Annotated in this window: 27 protein-coding genes and 1 tRNA gene; 10 read left to right on the top strand and 18 right to left on the bottom strand. The window is 67.6% G+C overall.

Annotation, left to right across the window (positions count from 1 at the left end):
* Positions 1 to 864: a 3-methyladenine DNA glycosylase gene (locus FY549_RS13900; RefSeq protein ID WP_149085534.1), complete on the top strand. Its 864-nt coding sequence runs from the start codon at positions 1 to 3 to the stop codon at positions 862 to 864.
* Between the two features lie 3 nt (positions 865 to 867).
* Here the strand turns inward: FY549_RS13900 and FY549_RS13905 are convergent, their stop codons facing one another.
* The 5 genes from FY549_RS13905 to FY549_RS13925 are packed head-to-tail and all read right to left on the bottom strand — an operon-like array spanning position 868 to position 5,192.
* On the bottom strand, positions 868 to 2,076 hold the full coding sequence (locus FY549_RS13905) for a glycoside hydrolase family 3 protein (RefSeq protein ID WP_187614876.1): 1,209 nt from the start codon (positions 2,074 to 2,076) through the stop codon (positions 868 to 870).
* 5 nt (positions 2,077 to 2,081) lie between these two features.
* Positions 2,082 to 2,738: an SDR family oxidoreductase gene (locus tag FY549_RS13910; protein WP_149085535.1), complete on the bottom strand. Its 657-nt coding sequence runs from the start codon at positions 2,736 to 2,738 to the stop codon at positions 2,082 to 2,084.
* 28 nt (positions 2,739 to 2,766) lie between these two features.
* Positions 2,767 to 3,294 (bottom strand): hypothetical protein, encoded by a 528-nt coding sequence (locus tag FY549_RS13915; protein WP_149085536.1) that lies wholly within the window; start codon positions 3,292 to 3,294, stop codon positions 2,767 to 2,769.
* Positions 3,291 to 4,082, bottom strand: coding sequence for a hypothetical protein (locus FY549_RS13920; protein WP_149085537.1), 792 nt, complete (start codon positions 4,080 to 4,082; stop codon positions 3,291 to 3,293). The genes FY549_RS13915 and FY549_RS13920 overlap by 4 nt, the downstream gene beginning before the upstream one ends.
* Before the next feature lie 42 nt (positions 4,083 to 4,124).
* Positions 4,125 to 5,192 (bottom strand): NAD(P)-binding domain-containing protein, encoded by a 1,068-nt coding sequence (locus FY549_RS13925; protein ID WP_149085538.1) that lies wholly within the window; start codon positions 5,190 to 5,192, stop codon positions 4,125 to 4,127.
* Positions 5,193 to 5,326: 134 nt separating this feature from the next.
* On the opposite strand from FY549_RS13925, the gene FY549_RS13930 reads away from it, so the two are divergent.
* From FY549_RS13930 to FY549_RS13955, 6 genes are all read left to right on the top strand, one after another.
* Positions 5,327 to 5,399 (top strand) — tRNA-Ala (locus tag FY549_RS13930).
* 790 nt (positions 5,400 to 6,189) lie between these two features.
* A complete protein-coding gene (locus tag FY549_RS13935) occupies positions 6,190 to 6,567 on the top strand; it encodes a hypothetical protein (RefSeq protein WP_149085539.1) in 378 nt (125 codons plus the stop codon).
* A 44-nt stretch (positions 6,568 to 6,611) separates the two neighbouring features.
* Entirely contained in the window at positions 6,612 to 7,208 is a 597-nt protein-coding gene (locus FY549_RS13940) for a hypothetical protein (RefSeq protein ID WP_149085540.1), read from the top strand.
* Entirely contained in the window at positions 7,205 to 8,254 is a 1,050-nt protein-coding gene (locus FY549_RS13945) for a hypothetical protein (protein ID WP_149085541.1), read from the top strand. Before FY549_RS13940 ends, FY549_RS13945 begins: the two co-directional genes overlap by 4 nt.
* On the top strand, positions 8,245 to 8,883 hold the full coding sequence (locus FY549_RS16950) for an ABC transporter ATP-binding protein (RefSeq protein WP_149085542.1): 639 nt from the start codon (positions 8,245 to 8,247) through the stop codon (positions 8,881 to 8,883). The genes FY549_RS13945 and FY549_RS16950 overlap by 10 nt, the downstream gene beginning before the upstream one ends.
* Entirely contained in the window at positions 8,876 to 9,952 is a 1,077-nt protein-coding gene (locus tag FY549_RS13955) for a hypothetical protein (RefSeq protein WP_149085543.1), read from the top strand. The genes FY549_RS16950 and FY549_RS13955 overlap by 8 nt, the downstream gene beginning before the upstream one ends.
* Before the next feature lie 58 nt (positions 9,953 to 10,010).
* On the opposite strand, the gene FY549_RS16955 is transcribed toward FY549_RS13955, so the two are convergent.
* The gene (locus tag FY549_RS16955) at positions 10,011 to 10,481 is read right to left on the bottom strand and encodes a DUF1524 domain-containing protein (protein ID WP_149085544.1); all 471 of its coding nucleotides are present in this window, start codon (positions 10,479 to 10,481) and stop codon (positions 10,011 to 10,013) included.
* A gap of 642 nt (positions 10,482 to 11,123) precedes the next feature.
* Between FY549_RS16955 and FY549_RS13965 the strand changes: the two genes are divergently transcribed.
* On the top strand, positions 11,124 to 11,834 hold the full coding sequence (locus FY549_RS13965) for a CPBP family intramembrane glutamic endopeptidase (RefSeq protein ID WP_149085545.1): 711 nt from the start codon (positions 11,124 to 11,126) through the stop codon (positions 11,832 to 11,834).
* 616 nt (positions 11,835 to 12,450) lie between these two features.
* On the top strand, positions 12,451 to 12,624 hold the full coding sequence (locus FY549_RS16575; RefSeq protein ID WP_180964609.1) for a hypothetical protein: 174 nt from the start codon (positions 12,451 to 12,453) through the stop codon (positions 12,622 to 12,624).
* Positions 12,625 to 12,685: 61 nt separating this feature from the next.
* On the opposite strand, the gene FY549_RS13970 is transcribed toward FY549_RS16575, so the two are convergent.
* The 11 genes from FY549_RS13970 to rplU all read right to left on the bottom strand — a co-directional run bounded on the left by FY549_RS13970 (position 12,686) and on the right by rplU (position 20,413).
* Positions 12,686 to 12,970 (bottom strand): hypothetical protein, encoded by a 285-nt coding sequence (locus tag FY549_RS13970; RefSeq protein ID WP_149085546.1) that lies wholly within the window; start codon positions 12,968 to 12,970, stop codon positions 12,686 to 12,688.
* Positions 12,971 to 13,081: 111 nt separating this feature from the next.
* Positions 13,082 to 13,771 (bottom strand): SDR family oxidoreductase, encoded by a 690-nt coding sequence (locus tag FY549_RS13975; protein ID WP_149085547.1) that lies wholly within the window; start codon positions 13,769 to 13,771, stop codon positions 13,082 to 13,084.
* Position 13,772: 1 nt separating this feature from the next.
* Entirely contained in the window at positions 13,773 to 14,153 is a 381-nt protein-coding gene (rsfS, locus tag FY549_RS13980) for a ribosome silencing factor (protein WP_149085548.1), read from the bottom strand.
* Positions 14,153 to 15,292: a hypothetical protein gene (locus FY549_RS13985; protein WP_149085549.1), complete on the bottom strand. Its 1,140-nt coding sequence runs from the start codon at positions 15,290 to 15,292 to the stop codon at positions 14,153 to 14,155. Before FY549_RS13985 ends, rsfS begins: the two co-directional genes overlap by 1 nt.
* Positions 15,289 to 15,891, bottom strand: coding sequence for a nicotinate-nucleotide adenylyltransferase (nadD, locus tag FY549_RS13990; protein WP_149085550.1), 603 nt, complete (start codon positions 15,889 to 15,891; stop codon positions 15,289 to 15,291). Before nadD ends, FY549_RS13985 begins: the two co-directional genes overlap by 4 nt.
* A 6-nt stretch (positions 15,892 to 15,897) precedes the next feature.
* Positions 15,898 to 16,119 (bottom strand): hypothetical protein, encoded by a 222-nt coding sequence (locus FY549_RS13995; RefSeq protein ID WP_149085551.1) that lies wholly within the window; start codon positions 16,117 to 16,119, stop codon positions 15,898 to 15,900.
* Between the two features lie 67 nt (positions 16,120 to 16,186).
* Positions 16,187 to 17,440: a glutamate-5-semialdehyde dehydrogenase gene (locus FY549_RS14000; RefSeq protein ID WP_149085552.1), complete on the bottom strand. Its 1,254-nt coding sequence runs from the start codon at positions 17,438 to 17,440 to the stop codon at positions 16,187 to 16,189.
* Positions 17,441 to 17,449: 9 nt separating this feature from the next.
* Positions 17,450 to 18,235 carry a glutamate 5-kinase gene (proB, locus tag FY549_RS14005; protein WP_149085553.1) on the bottom strand — a complete coding sequence of 262 codons (786 nt, stop codon included), beginning with the start codon at positions 18,233 to 18,235 and terminating at the stop codon, positions 17,450 to 17,452.
* On the bottom strand, positions 18,232 to 19,731 hold the full coding sequence (gene obgE, locus FY549_RS14010; protein ID WP_149085554.1) for a GTPase ObgE: 1,500 nt from the start codon (positions 19,729 to 19,731) through the stop codon (positions 18,232 to 18,234). The genes proB and obgE overlap by 4 nt, the downstream gene beginning before the upstream one ends.
* Before the next feature lie 97 nt (positions 19,732 to 19,828).
* A complete protein-coding gene (rpmA, locus tag FY549_RS14015; RefSeq protein WP_025104972.1) occupies positions 19,829 to 20,086 on the bottom strand; it encodes a 50S ribosomal protein L27 in 258 nt (85 codons plus the stop codon).
* Between the two features lie 18 nt (positions 20,087 to 20,104).
* Complete coding sequence (gene rplU / locus FY549_RS14020; RefSeq protein ID WP_025104973.1) at positions 20,105 to 20,413, bottom strand: 50S ribosomal protein L21; 309 nt, start codon at positions 20,411 to 20,413, stop codon at positions 20,105 to 20,107.
* A 213-nt stretch (positions 20,414 to 20,626) separates the two neighbouring features.
* On the opposite strand from rplU, the gene FY549_RS14025 reads away from it, so the two are divergent.
* On the top strand, positions 20,627 to 20,896 hold the full coding sequence (locus FY549_RS14025) for a DUF4031 domain-containing protein (RefSeq protein WP_149085555.1): 270 nt from the start codon (positions 20,627 to 20,629) through the stop codon (positions 20,894 to 20,896).
* Here the strand turns inward: FY549_RS14025 and FY549_RS14030 are convergent.
* Positions 20,858 to 23,410, bottom strand: a complete 2,553-nt coding sequence (locus tag FY549_RS14030) for an Rne/Rng family ribonuclease (RefSeq protein ID WP_149085556.1) — start codon at positions 23,408 to 23,410, stop codon at positions 20,858 to 20,860. The two genes, FY549_RS14025 and FY549_RS14030, sit on opposite strands and share 39 nt — an antisense overlap.
* Positions 23,411 to 23,439: the final 29 nt, after the last annotated feature.

The raw sequence follows: 23,439 nt of genomic DNA on the forward strand, positions 1-23,439 counted from the left end.
ATGATCCTGACGCGCGACGACTGGCTCCAGCGGGAGCAGGTACACAGGGACCGGGCGGATGCGCTGACCGCGGCGCACCGGGACCGCGTCGCGCGTGGTGAGAAGCACCCCGTATGGGATTTCCTCTTCACCTACTACGGGTACAAGCCAGGGCAGCTCCGTCGCTGGCACCCCGGAGCCGGTGTGGAGCTGCGAGACGCCCCCGAACGCGTCGGCTGGCGCTGGTATCGCTCCGGAGACACGCGAGACGCAGCACGACCTGACCCGGAGCGATTCGCCGCCGAGAAGCCGGAGCTCGCGCGCCTGGTCGAGCTGATGCTGCGCCGTACCGGTTCCCGGCCGGGGCAGTTCGGCTGCTTCGGCTTGCACGAGTGGGCGATGGTCTACCGCGCGCAGGAGCACCGTCATCCCGCGCCGCTGCGGCTCGGTCAGGCGGGCACGGACGCCGTGGTCGAGGCCCATGACCTCCGGTGCACGCACTTCGACGCCTTCCGGTTCTTCACCCCCGCGGCGGTGCCACGCAACCGAGCGGCGCTGACGCGGGACGACCAGCCCGCGATCGAGCAGCCTGGCTGTCTGCACGCGGGGATGGACCTGTACAAGTGGGCCACGAAGCTCGGCCCACTCGTCCCCGGCGAACTGCTGCTGGACTCGTTCGAGCTGGCGCGGGACATCCGGCTGCTCGACATGCAGGCGGCGCCGTACGACCTCTCCGCCTGGGACATCGAACCCGTGCGCATCGAGACGGTGGAGGGCAAGGCCGAGTACGTCCGCCGCCAGCGTGCCTTCGCCGAGCGCGGCGGCGCGCTGCGTGCCGCTCTTCTCACGGCCTGGCTCGGTCCCGTGGGCCGGGTCGCGGCCTGAACGTCAGTTCACCGGCGCGCAGTCGGCGCAGGCCGTCCAGGAAGTCGTCGCCGCGGAGAGCCGGAGGCGTAGTGCGAGCACCCGGGTCGCGGCATCCGCCACGCGGTCGGCGGAGAGCGTGCCCGCGTCGACGGCCGCGGCGATCCCTGCGGCCATCTCCCCCGCTGTCTGCGCGTCGGAACCCGCGATCATGAGGACGAGGTCGTTGCCCGCGGCCACGGCGGCGACGCCATTCGCCACCGGATCGGCATAGGCGGGGTCTCCCGACGACAGCAGCATGCCGAGGTCGTCCGTCACGGCCACACCGTCGAAGCCGAGTTCCTCGCGTGCGATGCGATGCCATTCGGCCGACAGCGAGGCGGGACGGCTGTCGACGCTCGTGTACGCCAGGTGCCCGTACATGAGCATCGAGGCTCCGGCGTCGATCCCTGCGGCGAACGGCACGGCGTCGGCCGCTCGCCACTCGTCCTCGGTCATGTCCGTGCTCGGGATGGCGTGGTGCGAATCCCCCGGCGCCGCTCCGTGTCCGGGGAAGTGCTTGAGGGTCGAAGCGATGAGCTGCTCCTGCGCCTCCGTCGCGGCAGCGGTACGGTCCGCGGCGCCCTCCGGGTCGGCCCCGAGGGCTCGGGCGAAGATGAAGGACTCGGGATCCGCAGGCACATCGGCCACGGTCCCGAAGTCCACGGTGATCCCTGCTCGCGCGACCAGCGCACCGCGCGCGGCGAACGCCGCAGAGGTCTCGTCGACCGGCCGGTTCTTCAGCGTCGGCGACGCCGGGAAGGTGTCCCACGGCAGCCGCGACACGACGCCGCCCTCCTGATCCACGGCGATGAGCGGCGGCATCGCAGGATCGATCGTCAGGGCAGCCGTCAGCGTGCGAAGCTCGGACTCTGTCCCCGGGATGTTCCCGCCCATGAGGATGAAACCGCCCAGTCCCGACTGCATGTAGGCGCGCAGCGCCGCGGGGTCGGTCCCTCCGATGTGTCCCATCACGAGGGACGACGCTTGCTCGGCGGTGCTCATCTCGGCCACGAGCGCGGCCGCTCGCTCCCGGATCGCGTCGGGCTCCGCCGCCCGCACCGTCACGGACTCCGCGGCCTTGTCCGAGGCCGATTGCGCCGCCGTCGGCAGGGCGACGGCGACAACGGCGAGGGCCAGCGCGGCACAGGCGTATCGCCGCGCTGGCCGCTCGAGGAACCTGCGCCGGTTCATCGTCCTCAGCGTGCGAGCGCGTCGGCGATCGGAACCGAGGTCTCCTCGTCGCCGTTGCCGAAGCGGATCGTGCGCCCGATCGTGCCGGGGTCGTCGAGGGCGGCGACGATGACGGCCGCCACGTCGGCGCGGGAGACCTCGCCGCGCCCCTCCGGGTCGATACGGATGCGCCCGGTCGGGTCGTCGAAGGTCAGTGTGCCGGGGCCCAGGATCGTCCCGTCGAGGCCCGAGGCGCGAAGGTGCTCGTCTGCCGCCCACTTCGCGTCGGCGTACGGGAAGAACGAATCGTCTTCCGGAACACCGTGGTCGGCCGTGGAGCCGATCCAGGACACCATGACGTAGCGCCGCACGCCCGCGCGCTCGGCGGCGTCCATGGACCGCTCCGCCGCATCGCGGTCGACGGCGTAGGTGCGCTCGGGGCTTCCGCCGCCGGCACCTGCGGACCAGACAACGGCGTCGTGCCCGCGGATGATCTCCGCGAGCGCGTCGACGTCCATGGTCTCGATGTCGGCGACGAGCGCGATCGCGCCGCCCTCCTCCACTTCGGACACGTGATCGGGGTTCCTGATCACCCCGGTGACCTCATGACCCCGGGCGACGAGGAGCGGTGCGAGCAGCAGGGCGATGCGGCCGTGGCCGCCGAAGACGAGGATGCGCGACATGTCTTCACCCTACGCGCCCGGACCGACGTCAGCCCGGAGTCTGCGAACTGTCGATCACGAAGGCCTGCGGGTGCGAGGGCAGGTAGCGGACGACCACGGGCGCATCGCTGGGGATCCAGGCATCCCGGTCCGGGTACACGGCAGGAGTGAAGAAGTCGCTCTCCAGCGTGTACTCGGTGCCGTCGGCGGCGGTGAACGTCACCCAGTCCCCGTCCATGGTGCCCGTCGTCGGACGCCCGTTCTCGAAGATGTAGGCACGGGTCACCGGCACACCGGTCAGACTGAGGATGCCGATGATGAGAGACCCGAGCATCACGAAGGCCAGGACTCGGAAGACCACACGGATCACAGCGCCGGCGGCGTTCCCCCTGGTTCGCGTCTCCGCCGGAAGCAGCCCTTCGCGCTCGCGAACGGTGCGCAGCGATCCGCCTGTCGCCGTGGATCGCGCGGATATCCCGAACAGCCCGAGGATCGAGAACGCCGCGATGAAGACCATCGCATAGCCGTGCGCAGCCGGGAAGTTCACCAGCCACATCAGCGTGTCCAGGGGGTTCATCGGCCCGCCTCCTTCTCGATCGTGACGGCGACGGTGTGCGGGTCCTCCCGCCGATAGAACGCCCAGACCGGTGCCCCCACCTGCAGGCGTGACACGGCCTGCGGATAGACGAACACGGTGGTGTCCGCCTCCCACGGCTCCGCGCCCTCAGGGGCGAGGAGCACGGTGAGCGCGAGTTCGCTCTGCCCCTCCCGGCGTCGACCGGTCGGACGGACCTGAACGACCGACGCAGGGACCTGCGTTCCCGTCGTCCGGGCTCGTACCTGGGACGGGTCGATGAGGCCACGGTCGATGCGCCACTGCAGCATCGCCTCCCGGACGGCCGGGTCGCTGAGATCGGCGAGCTCGACCGTGTCCGGATCCTGGACGCTGTAGCGGACCGGGACGGGCTGTCCGACCTGCAGCGCTCCGACGTCGCCGGCGTCGAGCAACATGCGGAGTTGTCCGATGAAGTCGTCACCCGCGTTCGGGCTGACGCGGACGAAGAGGTCGTACTGGGGCACGTCGTTCACGGTCAGGCCGGTCCGCGACATCTCCACGATGGTGCCGACGCCGATCTGTGCCGGTCCGCGGACCTTCTTGCGCCGCGTAAGGCCCGTCATCGACCCGCCGAACGTGAGGAGGAGACCCCACGCCACGCCGATCACGATGGGGCCGCCGAGACCGTCGTCGCTCGCGAACGGGAGGATCGACTCGCGCTGGTTCACCCCGAAGAGCCCTTCGCCGACCCACACCACCAGCCACGCGGAAAGCAGCAGCCAGACGACGGTCAGCACGATGCGCAGCATGCCTCCCAGCGTATCCAGAGGTGCCACGCACGGATAAACCGGTCAGGAGGAGACGGGCGTCCCCACCCCCTCGAGGGCACGGATCACGCCGGCGGCAGCAGCCCGCCCCGCCCGGTTCGCGCCGATGGTGCTCGCGGAGGGTCCGTAGCCGACGAGCTGCACCCGCGGATCGGCCACCGCCGTCGTGCCGCGACCGCCCCGGTCGAGTTGGATCCCGCCCGCCGCGCTGCGCAGGTGAAGCGGGGCGAGATGGCCGATCGCGGGCCGGAAGCCCGTCGCCCAGAGGATCGTATCCACGCGCTCGAACGATCCGTCAGCCCAACGCACGCCGTCGGGCTCGATCCGCTGGAAGAGCGGGCGCCGGTGGGCATAGGCACCGAGGCGCTCGGCCTCCCGCTCCTGAGGGCGCAGCATGAGGCCCGTGACGCTGACCACGCTCTCCGGCGGCAGCCCCGCCGCCACGCGCTTCTCGACGAGAGCCACCGCCGCAGCGCCGGCTTCCGGCGTGAAGTCGTCGTCCCGCCACACGGGTGGCCGCCTGGTCACCCACAGGGTGTCCGTGATCGGGGCCAGAGCGCCGAGGAACTGGACCGCGGACGCTCCGCCACCGACCACGAGTACCCGCTTGCCGACGAAGTGCTCCGGTCCCGGGTAGTCCACCGTGTGGAGCTGCTCTCCGAGGAAGGTCTCCATCCCCGGGTAGTGCGGGACGAAGGGCTGCGTCCAGGTGCCGGTCGCATTGACGAGGGTGCGGGTGCGCCACTCCCCCTCCTCCGCCTCGACGAGGAGAACACCCGCGTCGTCGCGAACCCGACGGACGTGGACCGGCCGCAGCACCGGAAGGTCGTGCGCCTCCTCGTAGGCGGCGAAGTACGCGGGCACCACGACGTTCGCCCGACGCTCGTCTCGAGGCGGCGGGGTGTCACCGGGAAGCTCGGCCACCCCGTGTACGTCACGCATCGTGAGGGCGTCCCACCGGTGCTGCCATGCTCCTCCGGCCCGCTCGTCGGCGTCCACGACGAGGTGCTCCACTCCCCGACGCCGCAGATGGAACGACGCGGACAGTCCGGCCTGGCCGGCACCGATCACGAGGCTGTCGAGGATGTCCACGATGGATCGAACGCTCGGGCGTGGATGGATGTTCCGGGCTCCACGACGCGCCCGGGCGGCCCGCCCCGATTGGTGCGGATGCCGAATCGTGTAGTAGTGTTTTCACGTTGCCCGGGGTTCCCGGAGCAGCGTCTGGGCCTGTGGCGCAGCTGGTAGCGCACCTGCATGGCATGCAGGGGGTCAGGGGTTCGAGTCCCCTCAGGTCCACGAAAAACCCCTGGTGATCCAGGGGTTTTTGCGTTTCTGAGGAGCACCGTTTCGAGGCCGCTCACGACTTACTCACGATTTTCCACGAGTTCTAACCATCTCGGACGAAAAGCAACGAGCGCCCACGTGCTGAGCATGCTGAGCTGCCAGTGCACCCTCACCGGCGACTTGCGCCGCGCGATGCGGCCTCGAGGATCTGGGGGGCTCTGGCCGCCCCACTCGCGCACCCTGCTATGAGGCCACGCTAAGGAGGAGACGCTCCGCCAACCCCGACAGTGTCGTGATCGCTGCGGATGCCACAGCTATCAGGATCACCGCGTATGTCGCGACTATTGAGCGCGGCAATTTCTCAGACCAGGCGTAGATCAGTACCCCAGCGGCAGCGCAAAAACTGCACACTGCCGCAGCCACTTGCGCGAAAGCCATTCTCACGAATGCGATTGGCTCCTCGCTGGGGCCAGCGTTAGAGAATACCACCGCCACAAGGATGGGAATTATCACGATTCCGAAGAATGCTACCCACCCTAACCTCTTGGTCAATCGTGCAATATTCCGATGTGCAGTATCCCGATGTGCAGAATCACTCGTTTCGACCATAGGACGAGAATATCGCTATATGCTTCCGCGTACGCCAGTCACCCTGATAGACAGTTGACTCATAGGCATATCAAACGGCACCCGAGTCGCAGCAAAGGTGCCCCAGCACAGGGAGGCAATCATGAGAAAGCAGTCGAATCAGGCCCCCAGGACTCGCGCAACAGCAGCAATCGGAGCCATCGCACTTGCCACAATGATCGCAGTCAGCGGAGTAACTGCAGCTCACGCTGACGGATACAACGTCGTGGGCTCCCACGGCGGCCTCGGCCGCACCGAGCTCAACGTCAAGGGTTCCGGTCTGTACGTCAAGGGTGCGGACATCAGCCACAATCACGCGGCCGAGTTCTATCTGAACTTGTGCGGTCACCAGACGAAGTCGTGGGGGACGCTGAGGGACGGCGGAGGCACCAAGACCTCGTACTCATTCAAGAACAGCGGCTGCAGCTGGTACGCGTTCTGGGGATACACCTCCCCCGCGGCATACTTCAAGCACGGCACGACCCTCAAAGGACAGGCCTACCACGACAAGGATTGGGCCGCGGGCATCCCGCAGGTCGGTATCTGGAGATAGCAGTGACGAGTAACATTCGCGCTTGGCACCGGGCTCAAGTCCTCGTGCCAAGCGTCGTCCTCCTCGGCGCCCTTGCCCTAGCCGGTTGTGCCGCCGAGGCTCCCGTTACCGAACTCGACGTCAGCGAGATCGCGGCTGACACGACCCCATTCCAGGCGAAGATCCTTGAGGACGGGATGGTGAGCCCGGCCGAGTATGAGCGAGCGCTTCTGTCACAGCGTGACTGTGTGGTGTCCGCTGGAGGTGACGCAGGGGAGATCGTGGACATCGGAAACGGTGAGAAGGGCTTTGAGTACTCAGTTACCGCTTCCACAGAACAAGAGCGGCTCAAGCTGGAAGCCGCCACGGAGGCGTGCGCTCGCGACTATATCGAGGACATAGGACTCGTTTGGGGCTTCCAAAACCTCCCGTCCCAGGAAGACCTCGACGACATGCGACCCCAGGTCGCTGCCTGTCTGCGTGGGGTCGGCATCGAAGTCGATGATGACTTCACGCGCGACACGCTAAAGGAAGAGGTGGGAGCGTCTGAGGCGAAGTACGAAGCGATGCGGCCGTGCGCGGAGGAATTCAAGGAGTTCTTCGCAGGAAATCCAGCTGAGCGCGACGAGACCAGCCATGTCGAGGAGGACGGGGGATCTTGAGGTTCCTCCGAAACTGGCTGATCATTCTCTCCTGCGTAGCCATCCCTGTAGTTGGCCTCCTCGCCGGCATCAGCATTCTTCGTGAGATTGAACGCGCAGAGTCATCAGTGGTCCCCGAACGTGTGTGGCTTCCTATAGAGGCGCAGGTACTCGACTCATCCCAAACGCTGACTCTCGCTCTCAAATGGCGAGATGGAGCGCCCGTCGCTGCGCCCGCTTGGGAAGGAACCGTGACGAGCGTGGCAATCGCGCCCGGAGACACTGTGACGACCGGGACACGGGTCGTACAGATCGACGGCATTTGGCGTATCGCGGTCGCATCATCGATTCCGCTCTACACCGCGGTGAATGAGACAAGCACCTCCGCAGAGAAGACACTCGGCGTGGACGTGCTGAACCGTCTCGGATACTCCCATGTAGATCAGTGGGACTGGGATGCCGTTCTCGCGGTCCGAGATCTCGCCTCAAACATCGGTGTTCCACACTCAGAGCTGGCGGACACCCTCGACCCAGCTTGGTTCGTGTGGCTCAGCGCCGAATCGATCAGCGTTGGAGCCGCGTCGGTACGAGCTGGACAACCAGCACCCACGACTGGGGAACCCGTGTTCACGACCAAACCTTCGCTGGCATCAGTCACAGCCGATGAGCAAACGACAACGCTGCCTGAGTTCGACGGCAAGACGGCATGGACCCTCGCGGTCGATGACGCCGAGGTGTCCCTGAAGACGTTGCCGCTCTCTGACACGCCCGCCCTCGAAAAGTTGAGCAGCACGGTGGACGCCGGCACAGAGGAAATCACCGCGACGTTGGCATTGGAGAAGGCACCGACAGGCTGGTCCGTGCCGACCAAGGCTGTCGTCGCGCAACGGGACGGAAAGCAGTGCGTGTTTGTCAAAGGCGGAAAGAACGCCAGCGAGCCAGTCCTCATCACCTTGCTTCCAGGGGCGCCGCCGGGCATTTCGTGGGTTTCTGCTAAAGGCTATGACCCAAGCATCCTCCTGCTCACGAACCCAGGCGAGTTTCGGTCGTCCAGATCATGCAGCTAGTGGTGAATCAGATCCGCTTTCGATACGCACGATCAGGAAGCCCGATCGTCGAGGACCTGACTTTCGCTGCGAAAGCGGGAGAAATCACCGTGCTGAGTGGCCCAAGCGGATGCGGCAAGTCAACGGTGCTCGATCTCCTAGGCGGGCTGCGGGAAGTAGAGGCCGGCAGAATCGAGCTCCAAACGCGCGATGAAACACTGCCCCCAGGCCACTACGGAGTGTCATGGGTGTCCCAGAGCAATCCGGTGATGGGCGGACGGAGCGCGAGGGACAACGCCGCTATTCCGCTTCTATCACTAGGTCACAGCATGCGGAGCGCCCGCGCCTCTGCCGATGAGGCACTCCACCGAGTCGGGCTCGCGCATCGAGCTTCAGCACTCGTCAGAGAGCTATCCGGCGGTGAAGTACAGAGGGTCGTCATCGCTCGGTGTCTGGTTGCTCCCGCAGCAGTACTCCTTGCTGACGAACCAACGGGCCAACTCGACGGGCAGAACACTCGCCTCGTCATCGACGCGATACGCGCAATCGCTGAATCGGGCCGTGTGGTGATCCTCGCGTCTCACGACCCATGGGTGATGAACCAGTGCGATCAGCATCTTCCCCTGCGCACCGGTGCCAGCTATGAGTAACATCAGGGCGAAGGAGATTCTCGCCGAAGCACTTAGATCTGCGGCAGCCAGGCCAGCTAGATTCCTGGCACTGGCCGTCCTGTCCATCTTGCCTCTGGCTGGACTCATCCTTCTCGAGACAGCTGAGTCCAACACCATCCGAACCGCAGAAGAGGACGCAGTCGCCACAGGCGCATATGTTCTCACTGTCACCAACGACGGCAACAAGTTCGACGGCAGCTCGTGTGCCCGCGCGCAAGACCTCGCGATGGTCGTGCGCAGTGGCGTGATCTACGAAACCCGGTCTGCCACCCTCGTCGATTTCCCAACCGTACCCCTCCAGTTAGCGGTGGTGAGCCCCGGTCTCGTCCAGGTCGCGGACCCGAACATCCGCTATGAAGCAGTCGGGACATACGTGCTGGGAGACGCCGTCTCCGAGGAGCTGTCGCTGCAGGCCGGCAGCCCCCTACGCGTAAAGGGCGAGCGAGTAGGCACAGTGGGTGGCTTCGATACCGACACGCGCCGCGCCGAAGCTCAGGCCCGGTGGATGTACCGCGTCGATCAGAGGGCGTTGGATCGACCCATCGTCCAATGCTGGCTGGAAACCGCCCCCGGACAGCTCGCCGAACTCACCGCCTTAGTGCCGCTTCTGTTCGATGGACTCGATACCCTGCGGGCATCGACACTCGCCTCGTCCGATGCACTCGATCAGGTGAAGACACGATTCGAGCAGCGCCCATCGAAGTATGGATGGATCGCCTTGGGCGTGCTGTTGGGCATGATCACGTTCATCTCCATATCGAGCAGGCGATCTGAGTACGCTATCTACATCACATCCGGGCTAGCACGCCACGAAGTAGCGTTAGTAACAACCGTGGAGTACTGGGTTCTTGCGACATTCACTGGCGCTGCGAGTTTCTGCATCGCCGTAGGAATCCAGACCACTTTTGGTGCGCCGTTATACAGCGTGATGGAGGTAGCCCTCCAAACTCTGCTGCTCACTCTCACCACCGGCGCGATCGTGTGCGGATCTCTCAGCGCTTTCGTATGGGCTAACGACCTTTCCCGCGCGCTGAAGAATCGAGACTGACTTGTTGATAGGTCGTCGGGCGGTTGCTCGGCGTCGCTGACGAGCGACTCCGATTCGGTCAACGCGAGGGCGGCCCGCTCCTGCTCGGAGAAGAACGCGGACTCGGCGGCAGGGGTTCGCCCCCATCGAGCTCGCCTTGACGCGAGCGTGAACCGTCACACGCCGCCTCCCCGCAGCCGGCAAGGACTTGGTCGATAGCGTGACGGTCCGCGTCGGCGATCGACAGGCTGTACTTCGCGGAGATCTGCACGTACGAGGCCACATACGTGCACGCGTACGCGGTGTTCGGCGGCATCCAATCCGAGGGGCCCTTCGCGGACTTCGACGTGTTCGTGGGACCGTCGACAGCTAGCAGCACCATCGGGTCGTTTGCGTACGCCTCGCGCTGCTCGTCGGTCCACGCGTACGCGCCCGCCGCCCACACGTCCGCAAGAGCATGCCTACATATGTGCGGCGGCGGCGTCGACGTGCGCAGATGCGCATAAGGCAGTGGCGACAGGATTTGCACCGGACTCCCGGTCTCGGACACCGGCGCTTGGGTCCGCTAGGCGACGCCCCCTCGTCCAGCACGGTTCGCAGACGAGGTGCCGGACATCGTATCCCCTGGACCAACACAGGGACCGGGCGGTGTTGGGTGGCGCGACCTGCATCAGTCGGGCGATGACGCATGGTAGTGCTCGTGGAGGGAGGCGTCGGGCGGGGCGTTCCGATGATCTTGCGCAGGCGCCGTGACTGACGAAGAGGCGGCGCGGCCCACTCCAGCGGTACCTCGGCACGGCCTCACGAGGTCACGTTCGTGAATGTCCCGTCGCACGACCGAAACACAACAGCCGCCGGGGTCAGCATTCCACCCCGGGGCGAGCAGGAACACCAGTAACAGCACCAGGGCTCGGAACGGCGAAGGAGGACGCTGCGACGACGCCACCTGCACCGCCCACGGGCTGGCTCCTAGCGATGACCGAAGTGTGTGCCCGAGACGCGTGCTCGTTCGCTGACTTCAAGGGTCAGTTCATCCTGTGATACCCGAGTGCAGGTGGCGTTGTACAGGCCGGCTACTACAGTCTCGCCTTGTCTGCATGACACCACGAGGGCGTCGAGGGCGAAGCGAGACTCGGCTCGATCGCTCTGCAGAAGGCGGATAACAGGCCCTCCGTCAGTCTCGATTATTCTGATGCTTCCGGCGCTCTTCTTCGCCTCCAGGCTCGTTCAGGGCCGCGGCGTCGGGTACCTGTCGTCCGTCACCGGCCGGCTGCGCATGAGATGGCTCGGGGTGAGCGTCATCATCGCCGCGAGCGTCCTCCCCATCGTGTTGTTGGCCGCTCTGGGGCTCCGGCTGGCCATGGGCGCGCCTACCCGCGTCGACCTCACCCATCCGAACGTCTGGTTGCTGAGCGTTCTCGTAATCGTGTTGATCCCGTTCCAAGCAATGGCAGAAGAGTATGTCTTCCGCGGCTACCTCATGCAGCTCGTCGGTGCCTGGCTCCGCCGCCCCGTCTATGCCATCCTCCTCCCCATCCCGCTGTTCACCTTCGGGCACTACTACGACCTCTGGGGCATGCTCGACGTGACCGTCTTCGCCATCGCCGCCGCCTGGCTCACCTGGCGCACTGGCGGCCTGGAAGCTGCCATCGCTCTCCACGTCGTCAACAACATCCTCGTGATGCTGCTCAACGCGATGGGCATCGATCTCAGCGACGGCGTCCTCGGACTCCCCGGACTACTGATCTCCACCATCGGCGTCGTGGGCTACACCGTCCTCATCGTCCGTTTCGCCGACCGACTCCGAATCGAACGCGGTCGCGCTCTCATCGGAAGCGACCAGGATGGGAGCCTCTCACTCCGCGCGAGGCCCGGTCAGGCGGCACCGCATGGCATTGGCTGACCGCCGCAACATCTGGCGCCTCCCCGCGTGCCGTCACCGCCCGCTTTCTCCCGACCTCCGTTAACTGGGGATAAGCCCCCCGTCAGCGTCACGTCCTCGCCCCCGGACACCCGGAGCGAGCGGCGGAACCGTGCTCGCTCCCTGGCACGTACCCGACGCGAAAGCGGGTGATGCACCAGGTGTGACCTAGGATCCACGCCAGCCAGACACCGGAGAAGTCCCGACTTACTCACGCTAAACAGCAGCAACTAGCGGTAACCAACCCGACTGTTGCCGACACCGAAGCCACGGCAGTTGCTAAAGTCCATCGCAGATCAACAACAACCAGAAAAGACCAGACTGCACGCAAGCCATGCAGGGGGTCAGGGGTTCGAGTCCCCTCGGGTCCACGAAAAACCCTCGGTCCGCCGGGAGTTTTTGCGTACCCGGGTCGGTTGCCGAGGCGCCGCATCAGGCGTTGACGCCGTAAGGCCCGCGCTCGGGGACGACCTGCCTGCTGTGGCCCGATCGCCTGACGCTGCGTGACCTCCTAGCGGCCGCCGGCATGCCCCGTCAACCGCCTCCCCCGCAGACGCGAGCGCGCGTAGACAGAGGGCGTCCGACGAAAGGAGACGACATGTCCAACACGACTCCGCCGATCCCGCCTCTCCCACCGATCGCGGACGGCGACGAGGAAGACGTCCCGACGCGCGAAGTCGACGGCGACGAGGTGCTCGACGAGGACATCGACGACGCACGGATCGACAGCGCGGAGGCCGACCGCGCCGCGACCACCGGCGAAGGCGACTGACTCCGACAGCGATGATGGGCGCCACCTCGGCGAGGGGCGCCCATCTGTCGTGCCGCGCGGACTAGGTGGCCAGCAGCGGCGGACGGTGCGGGATGGAGATGGGCCGTGTGGCCCGGCTCGCTCCCTGCATCCTCTCGACCTCCTCCAGGACCTCGAACGCCGTGCCGTAGCGGATCGCCAGCGGCAGATCACGAAGCCACGTCACCTCGACCTCGGTGTCGGCGAGTTCGTACACGCAGGCGACGACGTGGCGCGGGTCGTTCTGGGGATAGCGCAGGTCGTTGATCACCCACTCCGACGGCGTGATCCGGTGAAGCACGAAACGGGGATCAGGAACTTCTGACATCAGTCGGCCCTCCAGGACTCTCTGACAGGAGTTTTACTATCGCGCGTCCAGGAAGGAAGGCCCTTGACACCCCGACGAGGAGGTGCAGGAGAATAGTCTGATCGGCCGTTCTCAGCCCTGCGGACGCACCGTGAGATCCGTCAGCTGCGCATCGCGGGGAAGGTCGAGGGCCGTGATGATGGTCGTCGCGATCGCCTCCGGCGTGATGAACAACGACGCGTCGTAGTCCTGACCCTCCTGCCGGTGAACGCGCTCCTGCATGGGGGTCGCCGTGCGCCCAGGGTAGACCGAGGTCACTCGGACGCCGTGCTCGGACTCCTCCTGCCGGAGAGCGTCTGCCAGCGCCCGCAGGCCGTGCTTCGACGCGGCATACGCCGACCACCCGGGATTGGCCCGCAGTCCTGCTCCCGAATTGACGAAGACGACGTGCCCACGCGATACCCGCAGGACGGGAAGGAGAAGCCGGGTGAGCTCCGCCGGGGCGACGAGGTTCACGGCCAGTTGCTGATCCCACAGCGCGGGCGTGAGTTCTCCGACCGTGCCGAGGTCCACGACTCCGGCGGCATGCACGAGGGAGTCGATGCGTTCGGGAAGACTCTGCTTCGACAGCGCCCACGAGAGACGCCCGGGTTGCGCGAGGTCGCCGACGACCGTCGAGACCCCGGGGAGTGCGTCCGCGATCTGTCGAGCGCGCCCCGCGTCGCGCGCGAGCGCCACCACCGCGTCGCCCCGCTCCAGGAGTCGACGAGCCAGCGAGGCTCCGATGCCCGAGCCTGCACCGGTGAGCAGGTGCGTCGCCATGTCAGCGCGGATCGGCGGTCGGTTCGGCGACCTCGAGCGGAATCACCGGGCAGTCCTTCCAGAGGCGCTCGAGTCCGTAGTAGACCCGCTCCTCCTGGTGGAAGACGTGCACGATGAGGTCGCCGAAGTCCAGCAGAACCCAGCGAGCCTCGGCGCGACCCTCACGACGTACACGCTTGTGACCAGACTCGACGAGACGGTCTTCGATCTCATCCGCGATCGCGGCGACGTTCCGTTCGCTGTTCCCCGTCACGAGGAGGAAGATGTCGACGAGCGGCAGCGGCTCGGAGACGTTGAGCGCGACGAGGTCCTCGCCGCCCTTGGCGACGGCGGCCTCGGCGGCGATGCGCAGCATCTGTTCGGCGGTTTCGGGTGATTGCATCAGAAGACATTCCCTGTAATGGCGAAGACGAGCGCCGTTCCGAGCCCGAGCGCCAGCGCACCGGCGATGATGGCGGCGACCAGCATCAGCCGGTTGCCCTTCTCGGGCGCCGGCGGGCGGATCACCTCACCCGCGGGCTTGATGGTGCTCACGGCGGAACTGGCGGCGATGGGGGTGGGCGACGACGCGGGAGGCAGTTCCCCGTCGATGAGAACGGCGTCGACCTCTTTGCCGTCCGTGGTGCCGTGGGCGTGGCCCTGTGAGCCCAGCCCCTTCGGAAGCTCATACGAACCCGTGACGAGGATCTCGCCCGTCGACGCGACCGGACCGGACAGCGACCCCTCACCGGGCGAGGGGGTGAAGATCAGAGCGTTCGGTGCCGAGTGCTGCGTACCACCGGAGTCGTTGCTGGTGAGCAGCTCATCGAACGAGGCGCGGAAGGAAGCGCGCTCGGCGGGAGCCTCCTCCTGCAGCACGCCCTCGCCGAAGGATGGGCTCACGGTCGGACGGTCGCCCTCCTCGACGTCGTCCTCAGACTCCTCTGCGAGGAGGTCGTCGGCGGGCTCCGCGTCCGCGGTCACCTCGTCGTCCGAGTGCTGGGGGCGCTCCGCTTCCGGAGCGAGCGGGACCTCTCCCCCGCTCTCAACGACTCCGGACGCGCGCACGGGCGCGATGGTGGCGTCCTCGTCGACCGCGTCTTCGTCGACTGCGTCCTCATCGTCCTGCGTCCGCGCCGCTGGAGCGAAATCCGGAATACCGGACACGATGTCGTCGGGGCTCTCGACGACGGCGGGCTCGTCCGCCGTGTCGGCGGCGGCAGCATCGGGCTGCGCCTCCTCGGGGATCTCCGCTGCCTCGCCGCCGACCACCGGGACGGACGCCGTCTTGATCTTCTCCTGCTCGCGGGCCTGACGCCGCGTCAACGGCGCGGCACCGAGGTCGACCGACGCGTCCGCGACGGGCGCAGGGGGCACGACGACCGGCTCGGCGGCACGGGGCAGCGGCGCGACCGGAGCCGGGGGTGCGGACTCCGCCGCGGCGTTCGCCTGCTCCTCGCTGATGATCGGGGTGGATCCCGTCAACCGGATCTCCCGCAGCTGCTTCCGCGTCAGCGGACCTCGCTGATCCGATGTGCTCATGCCTTGCTCCGATACAGATGATGCTTCGCGATGTACTGGACGACTCCGTCGGGGACGAGGTACCAGACCGGTTGGTCGTCGCGGACGCGTTCACGACAGTCCGTGGACGAGATCGACAGCGCCGGCACCTCGAGCTGGCTGACGTCGTCGCTCGGGAGGCCGTCGATGCTCAGAACGTGTCCTGGTCGGGAGACCGCGACGAAGTGGGCCAGTTCCCACAGCTCATCATGGTCTCTCCAACTGAGAATTTGCGCCACGGCATCGGCACCACTGATGAAGAACAGCTCCGCGTCCGGGCGCTGCGCCTTCAGATCGCGAAGGGTGTCGATCGTGTACGTGGGGCCCGCGCGATCGATGTCGACCCTGCTCACGGTGAACTGCGGGTTCGACGCCGTCGCGATGACGGTCATGAGGTAGCGGTGCTCACTAGGCGTGACGTCGGCCTTCTGCCACGGACGTCCGGTCGGAACGAACACCACCTCGTCGAGATCGAACGAGTGCGCGACCTCGCTGGCGGCGACCAGATGGCCGTGATGGATCGGATCGAAGGTTCCGCCCATCACGCCGATACGCGGTGCGCGCGTGGTCGCGATGCTCATGAGGGCCTAGTGGCCGTGTCCCGCCTCGTGGTCCTTGCCGTGCTTCGCCGCCCAGGCCTCCGCCTTCGCCGAGTGCCGGTTCGCGACGTTCTTGTACGAGAACGTCACGATGCCGAGCGCGGCGAACACGATCGCAGCGATGACTCCGAAGATGAGCGTGTCGAGCGCGACGTTGCCGTGGTGCTCGGTCTCTGCGGCGGTCATCGCGATCTGTGCGACGAGGTTCATCCTGACTCCGTTCGTGGCGTGCTGTCTCGAGGGACCTGTGGGGATACAGCGTTCCCCAGTCTAGCCCTCAGCCGCGGGTCTGACCTGCCCCACGCGCCAGCCATTTCGTACTGGTCAGCTCGGCGAGCCCCATCGGACCTCGCGTGTGGAGCTTCTGCGTGGAGATGCCGACCTCGGCGCCGAAGCCGAACTCGGCACCGTCGGTGAACCGTGTCGACGCGTTCGCCATCACGACCGCGGAGTCGACCTCGGCCAGGAACCGCTCCGCGTTGCGGGTGTCGGTGGTGACGATGGACTCGGTGTGACCGGTGCTGTAGCGGCGGATGTGGTCGAGCGCGTCGTCGAGGCTGTCGACCACCTTCATCGCCACGTCGAGGCTCAGGTACTCGGTGGCCCAGTCCTCCTCGGTCGCCGGGATGATGTTCGCGACGAGTCCCGCGACGACGTCGTCGCCGTGGATGGCGACGCCCTCGCTCATGAGCGCGCTGGCGACGAGCGGGATGAGACGCGGAGCGGCCTGTCGGTGCACGAGCACCGTCTCGACGGCGTTGCACACGCTCGGGCGCTGCACCTTGGCGTTCACGACGATGTCGCAGGCCCAGTCGTCGGGGGCGCTCTCGTCGAGGAGGATGTGGACGTTCCCTGCCCCGGTCTCGATCACGGGAACGGTCGACTCCGTGACGACCGTCTCGATGAGTCCCGCACTGCCTCGGGGCACGAGCACGTCGATGAAGCCTCGCCCGTGCATGAGGGCCTTCGCCCCCTCGCGTCCGAAGTCGTCGACCGTCTGTATCGCCTCCGGCGTGACCCCGGCCTCGGCGAGGGCGGTGCGCATGACGTCGACCAAGACCGTGTTGGACTCGCGCGCGGCGCTCCCTCCGCGCAGGACGACGGCGTTGCCGGAGCGCAACGCGAGGGCGGCGATGTCGACCGTCACGTTCGGCCGCGCCTCGTAGATCGCCCCGACGACACCGAAGGGGACGCGGACCTGTTCGAGCGCCACGCCGTTCGGCATGCGATGTCCGCCGACCACGCGACCGACCGGATCGGGCAGCGCAGCGACCTCCCGCACGGCAGCGGCGAGTGCGGAGACCCGCTTCTCGTCGAGGCGGAGGCGATCGATCAACGACTCCCCGATGCCCTCGTCCCGACCCCGCTCGACGTCTCGCCCGTTCGCGGCGACGATGCGCGACGCGTTCGCCTCCAGGGCCGCGGCGATGGCGTCGAGGGCCCGGGCCTTGTCGTCACTCGTGAGGGCGGCGGTGGCACGGGAGGCCTCCTTGGCCCGCTCCAGGCGCGGCTGAGGGGTGAGGTCGGTCATCCGCCCAGTCTAGGAGGTGGCGGGTTCGAACCAGGTCCCGATGTCGGCTCCCGCAAGGGCCTGGGCGACCAGGTCGGCGCTCGTCACCAGCACACCGATGCCGGAGGCGGCGGCCAGCCGCGCGGCGGAGACCTTCGTGGCCGCTCCGCCCGTGCCGACGCTGTTGACGACGGTCGCACCGAACTCCAGACCGGAGAGATCCGCATCGGGTGCGACCACATCGATGGGCTCGGCGCCGGGATCGCTCGGTGGGCGCGTGTACAGGGACTCGATGTCGCTGAGCAGGATGAGTGCGTCCGCCTCGATGAGCTGCGCCACGAGGGCGCCGAGCCGGTCGTTGTCACCGAACCGGATCTCCTGGGTGGCGACCGTGTCGTTCTCGTTCACGATCGGCAGGGTGCGCAGCCCCAGAAGGCGCTCCATGGCCCGGCGCGCGTTCGATCGCGACGTGGGATTCTCCAGGTCGCCCGTGGTCAGCAGGACCTGGCCCGCGACGATGTCGAACGGACGCAGAGCCTCCTGGTAGCGGTACACGAGGATGTTCTGGCCGACGGCGGCCGCGGCCTGCTGCGTGGCGAGATCGGTGGGCCGCGCGTCCAGGCGCAGGAACGGGATGCCGGAGGCGATCGCCCCCGACGACACGAGCACGACCTCGGCCCCGCGGGCGTGTGCGGCGGCCAGCGCCTCGACGATCACGGGAATGCGCCAGGACGACTCGCCGCTGATGGACGACGAGCCCACCTTCACGACGATCCGCATCGCCGACGCGAGGTCGGCGCGCGTCCGTGCGGTCACGCCTGGTCCTCGCGGTACGTGGCGAGGCGCTCCGCCTCCAGCTCGGCACGCGCCTCGGCCTTGGCGTCCATGCGCTCGTAGTACTGCTCACGCCGCTCGGACGTCGTCCGCCGGGCGTTCGGAGCGAGTCGCGGGTCGATGCCGCGGGGCGCCGTCATCAGCTCGGCCGCCGAGCTCATCGTGGGCTCCCAGTCGAAGACGATGCTGTCGCCCTCGCCGATCACGACGGTCGAGCCCTGCACCGCGCCGAGGCGGAAGAGCTCGTCTTCCACGCCCAGCTTCTCCAGGCGATCGGCGAGGTAGCCCACGGCCTCCTCGTTCTGGAAGTCGGTCTGCTGCACCCAGCGCACCGGCTTCTCGCCGAGGATGCGGTAGATGTTGCCGTACGTGCCGCCCTCGACGCGGATCGTGAACGGCTTGACAGCATCCTTGGGGCGGATGACCACGCGCTCCCGCGGCGCCTCCACCGCAGTCTCCTTGCGGTGCCTCTCCACCAGTTCCCCGAGCGCGAGGGTGAGCGGGCGCAGTCCCTCGTGCGAAACCGTGGAGATCTCGAACACGCGGAATCCGCGGGCCTCCAGATCGGGGCGCACAAGATCGGCGAGGTCACGCGCCTCCGGCACGTCGACCTTGTTCAGAGCCACGAACTGCGGACGCTCCAGCAACGGCGTCTGACCCTCCGGGACCTCGTACGCGGCCAGTTCCGCGAGGATCACGTCGAGGTCGGAGATCGGGTCGCGGTTCGGCTCCAACGTCGCGCAGTCGAGCACGTGCAGCAGGGCCGAGCAGCGCTCCACGTGCCGCAGGAACTCGAGCCCCAAGCCACGGCCTTCGCTCGCGCCCTCGATGAGCCCCGGCACATCGGCGACGGTGTAGCGGAAGTCCTCGACCTGGACGACGCCGAGGTTCGGGTGCAACGTCGTGAACGGGTAGTCGGCGATCTTGGGTCGCGCGGCGGAGATCGCTCCGATGAGGCTGGACTTCCCGGCGGACGGGTATCCGACGAGGGCCACGTCCGCCACGGTCTTGAGCTCGAGCACGACGTCGCCCTCGAAACCGGGCGTGCCGAGCAGCGCGAACCCGGGGGCCTTGCGCTTCGGGGTCGCCAGTGCGGCATTGCCCAGTCCGCCCTGGCCCCCCGCGGCCACGACGAAGCGCTCCCCTGGCTCGATCATGTCGATGAGGACCTCGCCGCTCGGGCTCTTCACGACGGTGCCCACCGGGACGGGGAGCTCGAGGGTCTCGCCGTCGAAACCGGACCGGTGGTCGCCCATCCCGGGACCGCCGTTGCCGGAGGAACGATGCGGCGAGTGGTGGTACGACAGCAAGGTGCCGGTCTGCGTGTCGGCGACGAGCACGATGTCGCCGCCGTCACCGCCGTTGCCGCCGTCCGGGCCGCCGAGGGGCTTGAACTTCTCACGGTGCACGGAGACGCAGCCGTTACCGCCCTTGCCTGCACGCAGGTGCAGCGTGACGGTGTCGACGAACGTGACCATGTGGAGTCCTTCGGTTGCTCAGGGTGCCTGACGGCAGATACGCGGACGGGGCGAGCCGAAGCCCGCCCCGAACCGGATGTCTAACGTGGTGCTGTGATCACTCAGCAGCAGCGACGATGTTGACGACCTTGCGGCCGCCCTTCGCGCCGAACTCGACCGCGCCGGCGGCCAGAGCGAACAGCGTGTCGTCGCCACCACGGCCGACGTTGGCGCCGGGGTGGAAGTGCGTGCCGCGCTGACGGACGATGATCTCGCCGGCGAGGACCTGCTGACCGCCGAAGCGCTTCACGCCGAGGCGCTGTGCGTTGGAGTCACGACCGTTGCGGGTGGAGCTTGCGCCCTTTTTGTGTGCCATGTCCTGGTCTCCTCGGTCTTACTTGATGCCGGTGATCTTGACGCGCGTGAGCTCCTGGCGGTGGCCCTGACGCTTCTTGTAGCCGGTCTTGTTCTTGTACTTCTGGATGACGATCTTCGGCCCGCGGAGGTTGCCGACGACCTCAGCCGTGACGGTCACCTTGGCCAGCGCGTCGGCGTCGGTGGTCACCGTGGAGCCGTCGACGAGCAGCACAGCGGGCAGCTGGATCTTGTCGCCCTGGGCAGCCTGAACACGGTCGAGCTGAACGATGGTGCCGACCTCGACCTTCTCCTGCCGGCCACCGGCGCGCACTACTGCGTAAACCACTTCATACCTGTTTCGTTGGGGAGCACGCGGCTCCGAGAATCTCACGGGAAGACTGTTGCTTGCATGCGTCGCTGGTACGACGGGCGCGAATGCAAGACTCTCCGCTTCGGCCGTCGAGGACGACGCGGCATGCGCACCAAGGGACTACTTTACCGGATGCGGGACGACCTCGCAAAGCGAGCCGGGTCGCCCCCGCGGTCGTAGGCTGACGGAGTGACCGTACTCGTCGACGACCCCCGCTGGCCCGCCCACGGACGCCTGTGGGCGCATCTGGTCAGCGACGAGAACCTCGACGAGCTGCACGCGTTCGCGCGGGCGCACGGCATCCCCGCCCGTGCCTTCGACCTGGACCACTACGACGTGCCGGAGGACGCGGTTCCCCGGCTCATCTCCGGCGGCGCCCAGCATGTCCCCGGCAAGGAGCTGGTGCGCCGCCTGATCGCCTCAGGCCTGCGGGTCCGCGGACGCGACCGGCGGCACTGACGACTCCGATCCGACCGACACCGGCGTACCGGAGAGCGCCGCAGTGGTGACCCGGCGCCGGCCCCGCCCCTGCCCCGGCGCCTTCGGCTCCGGAAGCGCATCGAGCACGGAGTCGAGGAGCTCCTCGGTGGGGGTCTTCGGCGCCTTGCGGTCCCCGCGCTTCTTCCGCGCCTTCTTGGGCCTCTCGACCGCGGAGTCGGCAGTCGAGTCGGCGACGGGAGCCTCGACGGCCGGCTCCCCGGGCGCGGCGATCGTGGATGCCGCGATCTGCGCGAGGGCCGACTTCGCCCCTTCGGTGATGCTGTGCGTGACCGGAGGAGCGACGGGGGCGGCGTTACCGTTCCCGTTCCCGTTGCCACCGCGCTGACGACGCCCGCCGTTGTTGCCGTTACCGTTGCCGCCGTTGCCGTTCGCGCGGTGCTTCACCACGGGGTCATGGTGGACGATCACGCCACGGCCCGCACACACCTCACAGGCCTCGCTGAAAGTCTCCAGCAGCCCGAGACCCAGCTTCTTGCGGGTCATCTGCACGAGCCCGAGCGAGGTGACCTCGGCGACCTGGTGCTTCGTCCGGTCACGGCTGAGGCACTCGATCAGCCGACGCAGTACGAGGTCACGGTTGGACTCCAGCACCATGTCGATGAAGTCGACGACGATGATGCCGCCGATGTCGCGCAGCCGGAGCTGACGGACGATCTCCTCCGCCGCCTCGAGGTTGTTCTTGGTGACGGTCTCCTCGAGGTTGCCCCCGGAACCGACGAACTTGCCGGTGTTGACGTCGACGACCGTCATGGCCTCGGTGCGGTCGATCACGAGCGAACCACCGGACGGCAGCCACACCTTGCGGTCCAGCGCCTTCTCGATCTGCTCCGTGATGCGGAACGCGTCGAACGGATCGACGTCGTCCTCATACGCCTCGACCCGCTCCAGCAGATCCGGCGCGACGCTCTCCAGGTAGGCGCGGATCGTGCGCTGCGAGTCCTCGCCCTGGATGAGCATCTTCGTGAAGTCCTCGTTGAAGACGTCACGGACGATCTTCACGAGCAGATCCGGCTCGGCGTGCAGGAGCGCGGGAGCCTGCTGGCTCTCCACCTGCTTCTGGATGTGCTCCCACTGCGAGGTGAGCCGCTGCACGTCACGCGTGAGCTGCTCCTCCGTCGCCCCCTCGGCCGCCGTGCGCACGATGACGCCGGAGGACTCGGGCAGCACCTCCTTGAGGATGCGCTTGAGACGGGCGCGCTCGTTGTCGGGGAGCTTCCGGCTGATGCCGTTCATCGACCCGCCGGGGACGTACACGAGGTAGCGGCCTGGCAGCGAGATCTGGCTCGTGAGGCGCGCACCCTTGTGACCCACCGGGTCCTTCGTGACCTGGACGAGCACGCGGTCGCCCGGCTTCAGCGCCAGTTCGATGCGGCGAGGCTGGTTGCCGGTCTCGACGCCGTCCCAGTCCACCTCGCCGGAGTAGAGCACGGCGTTGCGGCCGCGACCGATGTCGACGAACGCGGCCTCCATGCTCGGGAGCACGTTCTGCACGCGGCCGAGGTAGACGTTGCCGATCAGCGATGCGTCCTGGTTGCGGGCGACGTAGTGCTCCACGAGCACGCCGTCCTCCAGCACGCCGATCTGCGTACGGCCGTTCTTGGAGCGCACGACCATCTTGCGGTCCACCGACTCGCGCCGGGCGAGGAACTCGGCCTCGGTCACGACGGGACGGCGCCGGCCCGCATCGCGACCGTCGCGACGGCGCTGCTTCTTGGCCTCCAAGCGTGTCGAGCCCTTGATGGCCTTCGGCTCGGTGATGTACTCGACGACGCGCTGGCGCTGCCGCGGCTCATCGCGCTGGTCATCACCCTCGGCGCCTCCGCGGCGACGACGCCCGCGGCGGCCTCCTCCGGACTCCTCCTGGTCGCGCTCCGGCGCACGGTCGTCGCGACCGGGGCGCGCAGGCAGCGGAACGATCTCGGGCGCATAGAAGTGCAGCTGGGTCGAGACCTGAGAGACGAAAACCTCCGGCAGCAGACCGAGCGACACGGCGGTGACGGCCGCGGGCTTCTCCGGCTCGGCGGGCGTTGCGGGCGTCGGCTGCGCCGCGGCCTCCTCGACAGGGACCTCCTCGACGGGGGCCTCTTCGACGGGGACCTCTTCGACAGGGGCCGCCTCGGCAGGAGCCTCCTCGACAGGAGCCTCCTCGACAGGGGCCGCCTCGACAGGAGCTTCCTCCGCCTGCGCCGCGGCGTCGATCGCTTCGGCGGCGGCGTCGTCCGCGGCCGAGGCATCCTCGGCTGCGGCTGCGGCCGCATCGTCCGCCGCCGCAGCGGCGTCATCGGCGGCCGCGTTCGCAGCGTCACGGTCGTCTGCCGCCGACTCGGCGGCGGCGTCGTCCGCGTCCTCCTGGGCCTGCGCGGCGTCCTCCGACTGCTCCGCAGCGGGAGTGGTGGGCGCCGTCAGCGGCTCCGCGGCATCAGCCGGAGCGTCGAGGGCGGGGGCGTTGTTGTCATTGTTCTCATCGGCCATCTCTGGCGTGCTCCCTGGCACGGGCCACC

It is taken from the genome of Microbacterium sp. 1S1 (assembly GCF_008271365.1).
GTDB lineage: Bacteria > Actinomycetota > Actinomycetes > Actinomycetales > Microbacteriaceae > Microbacterium.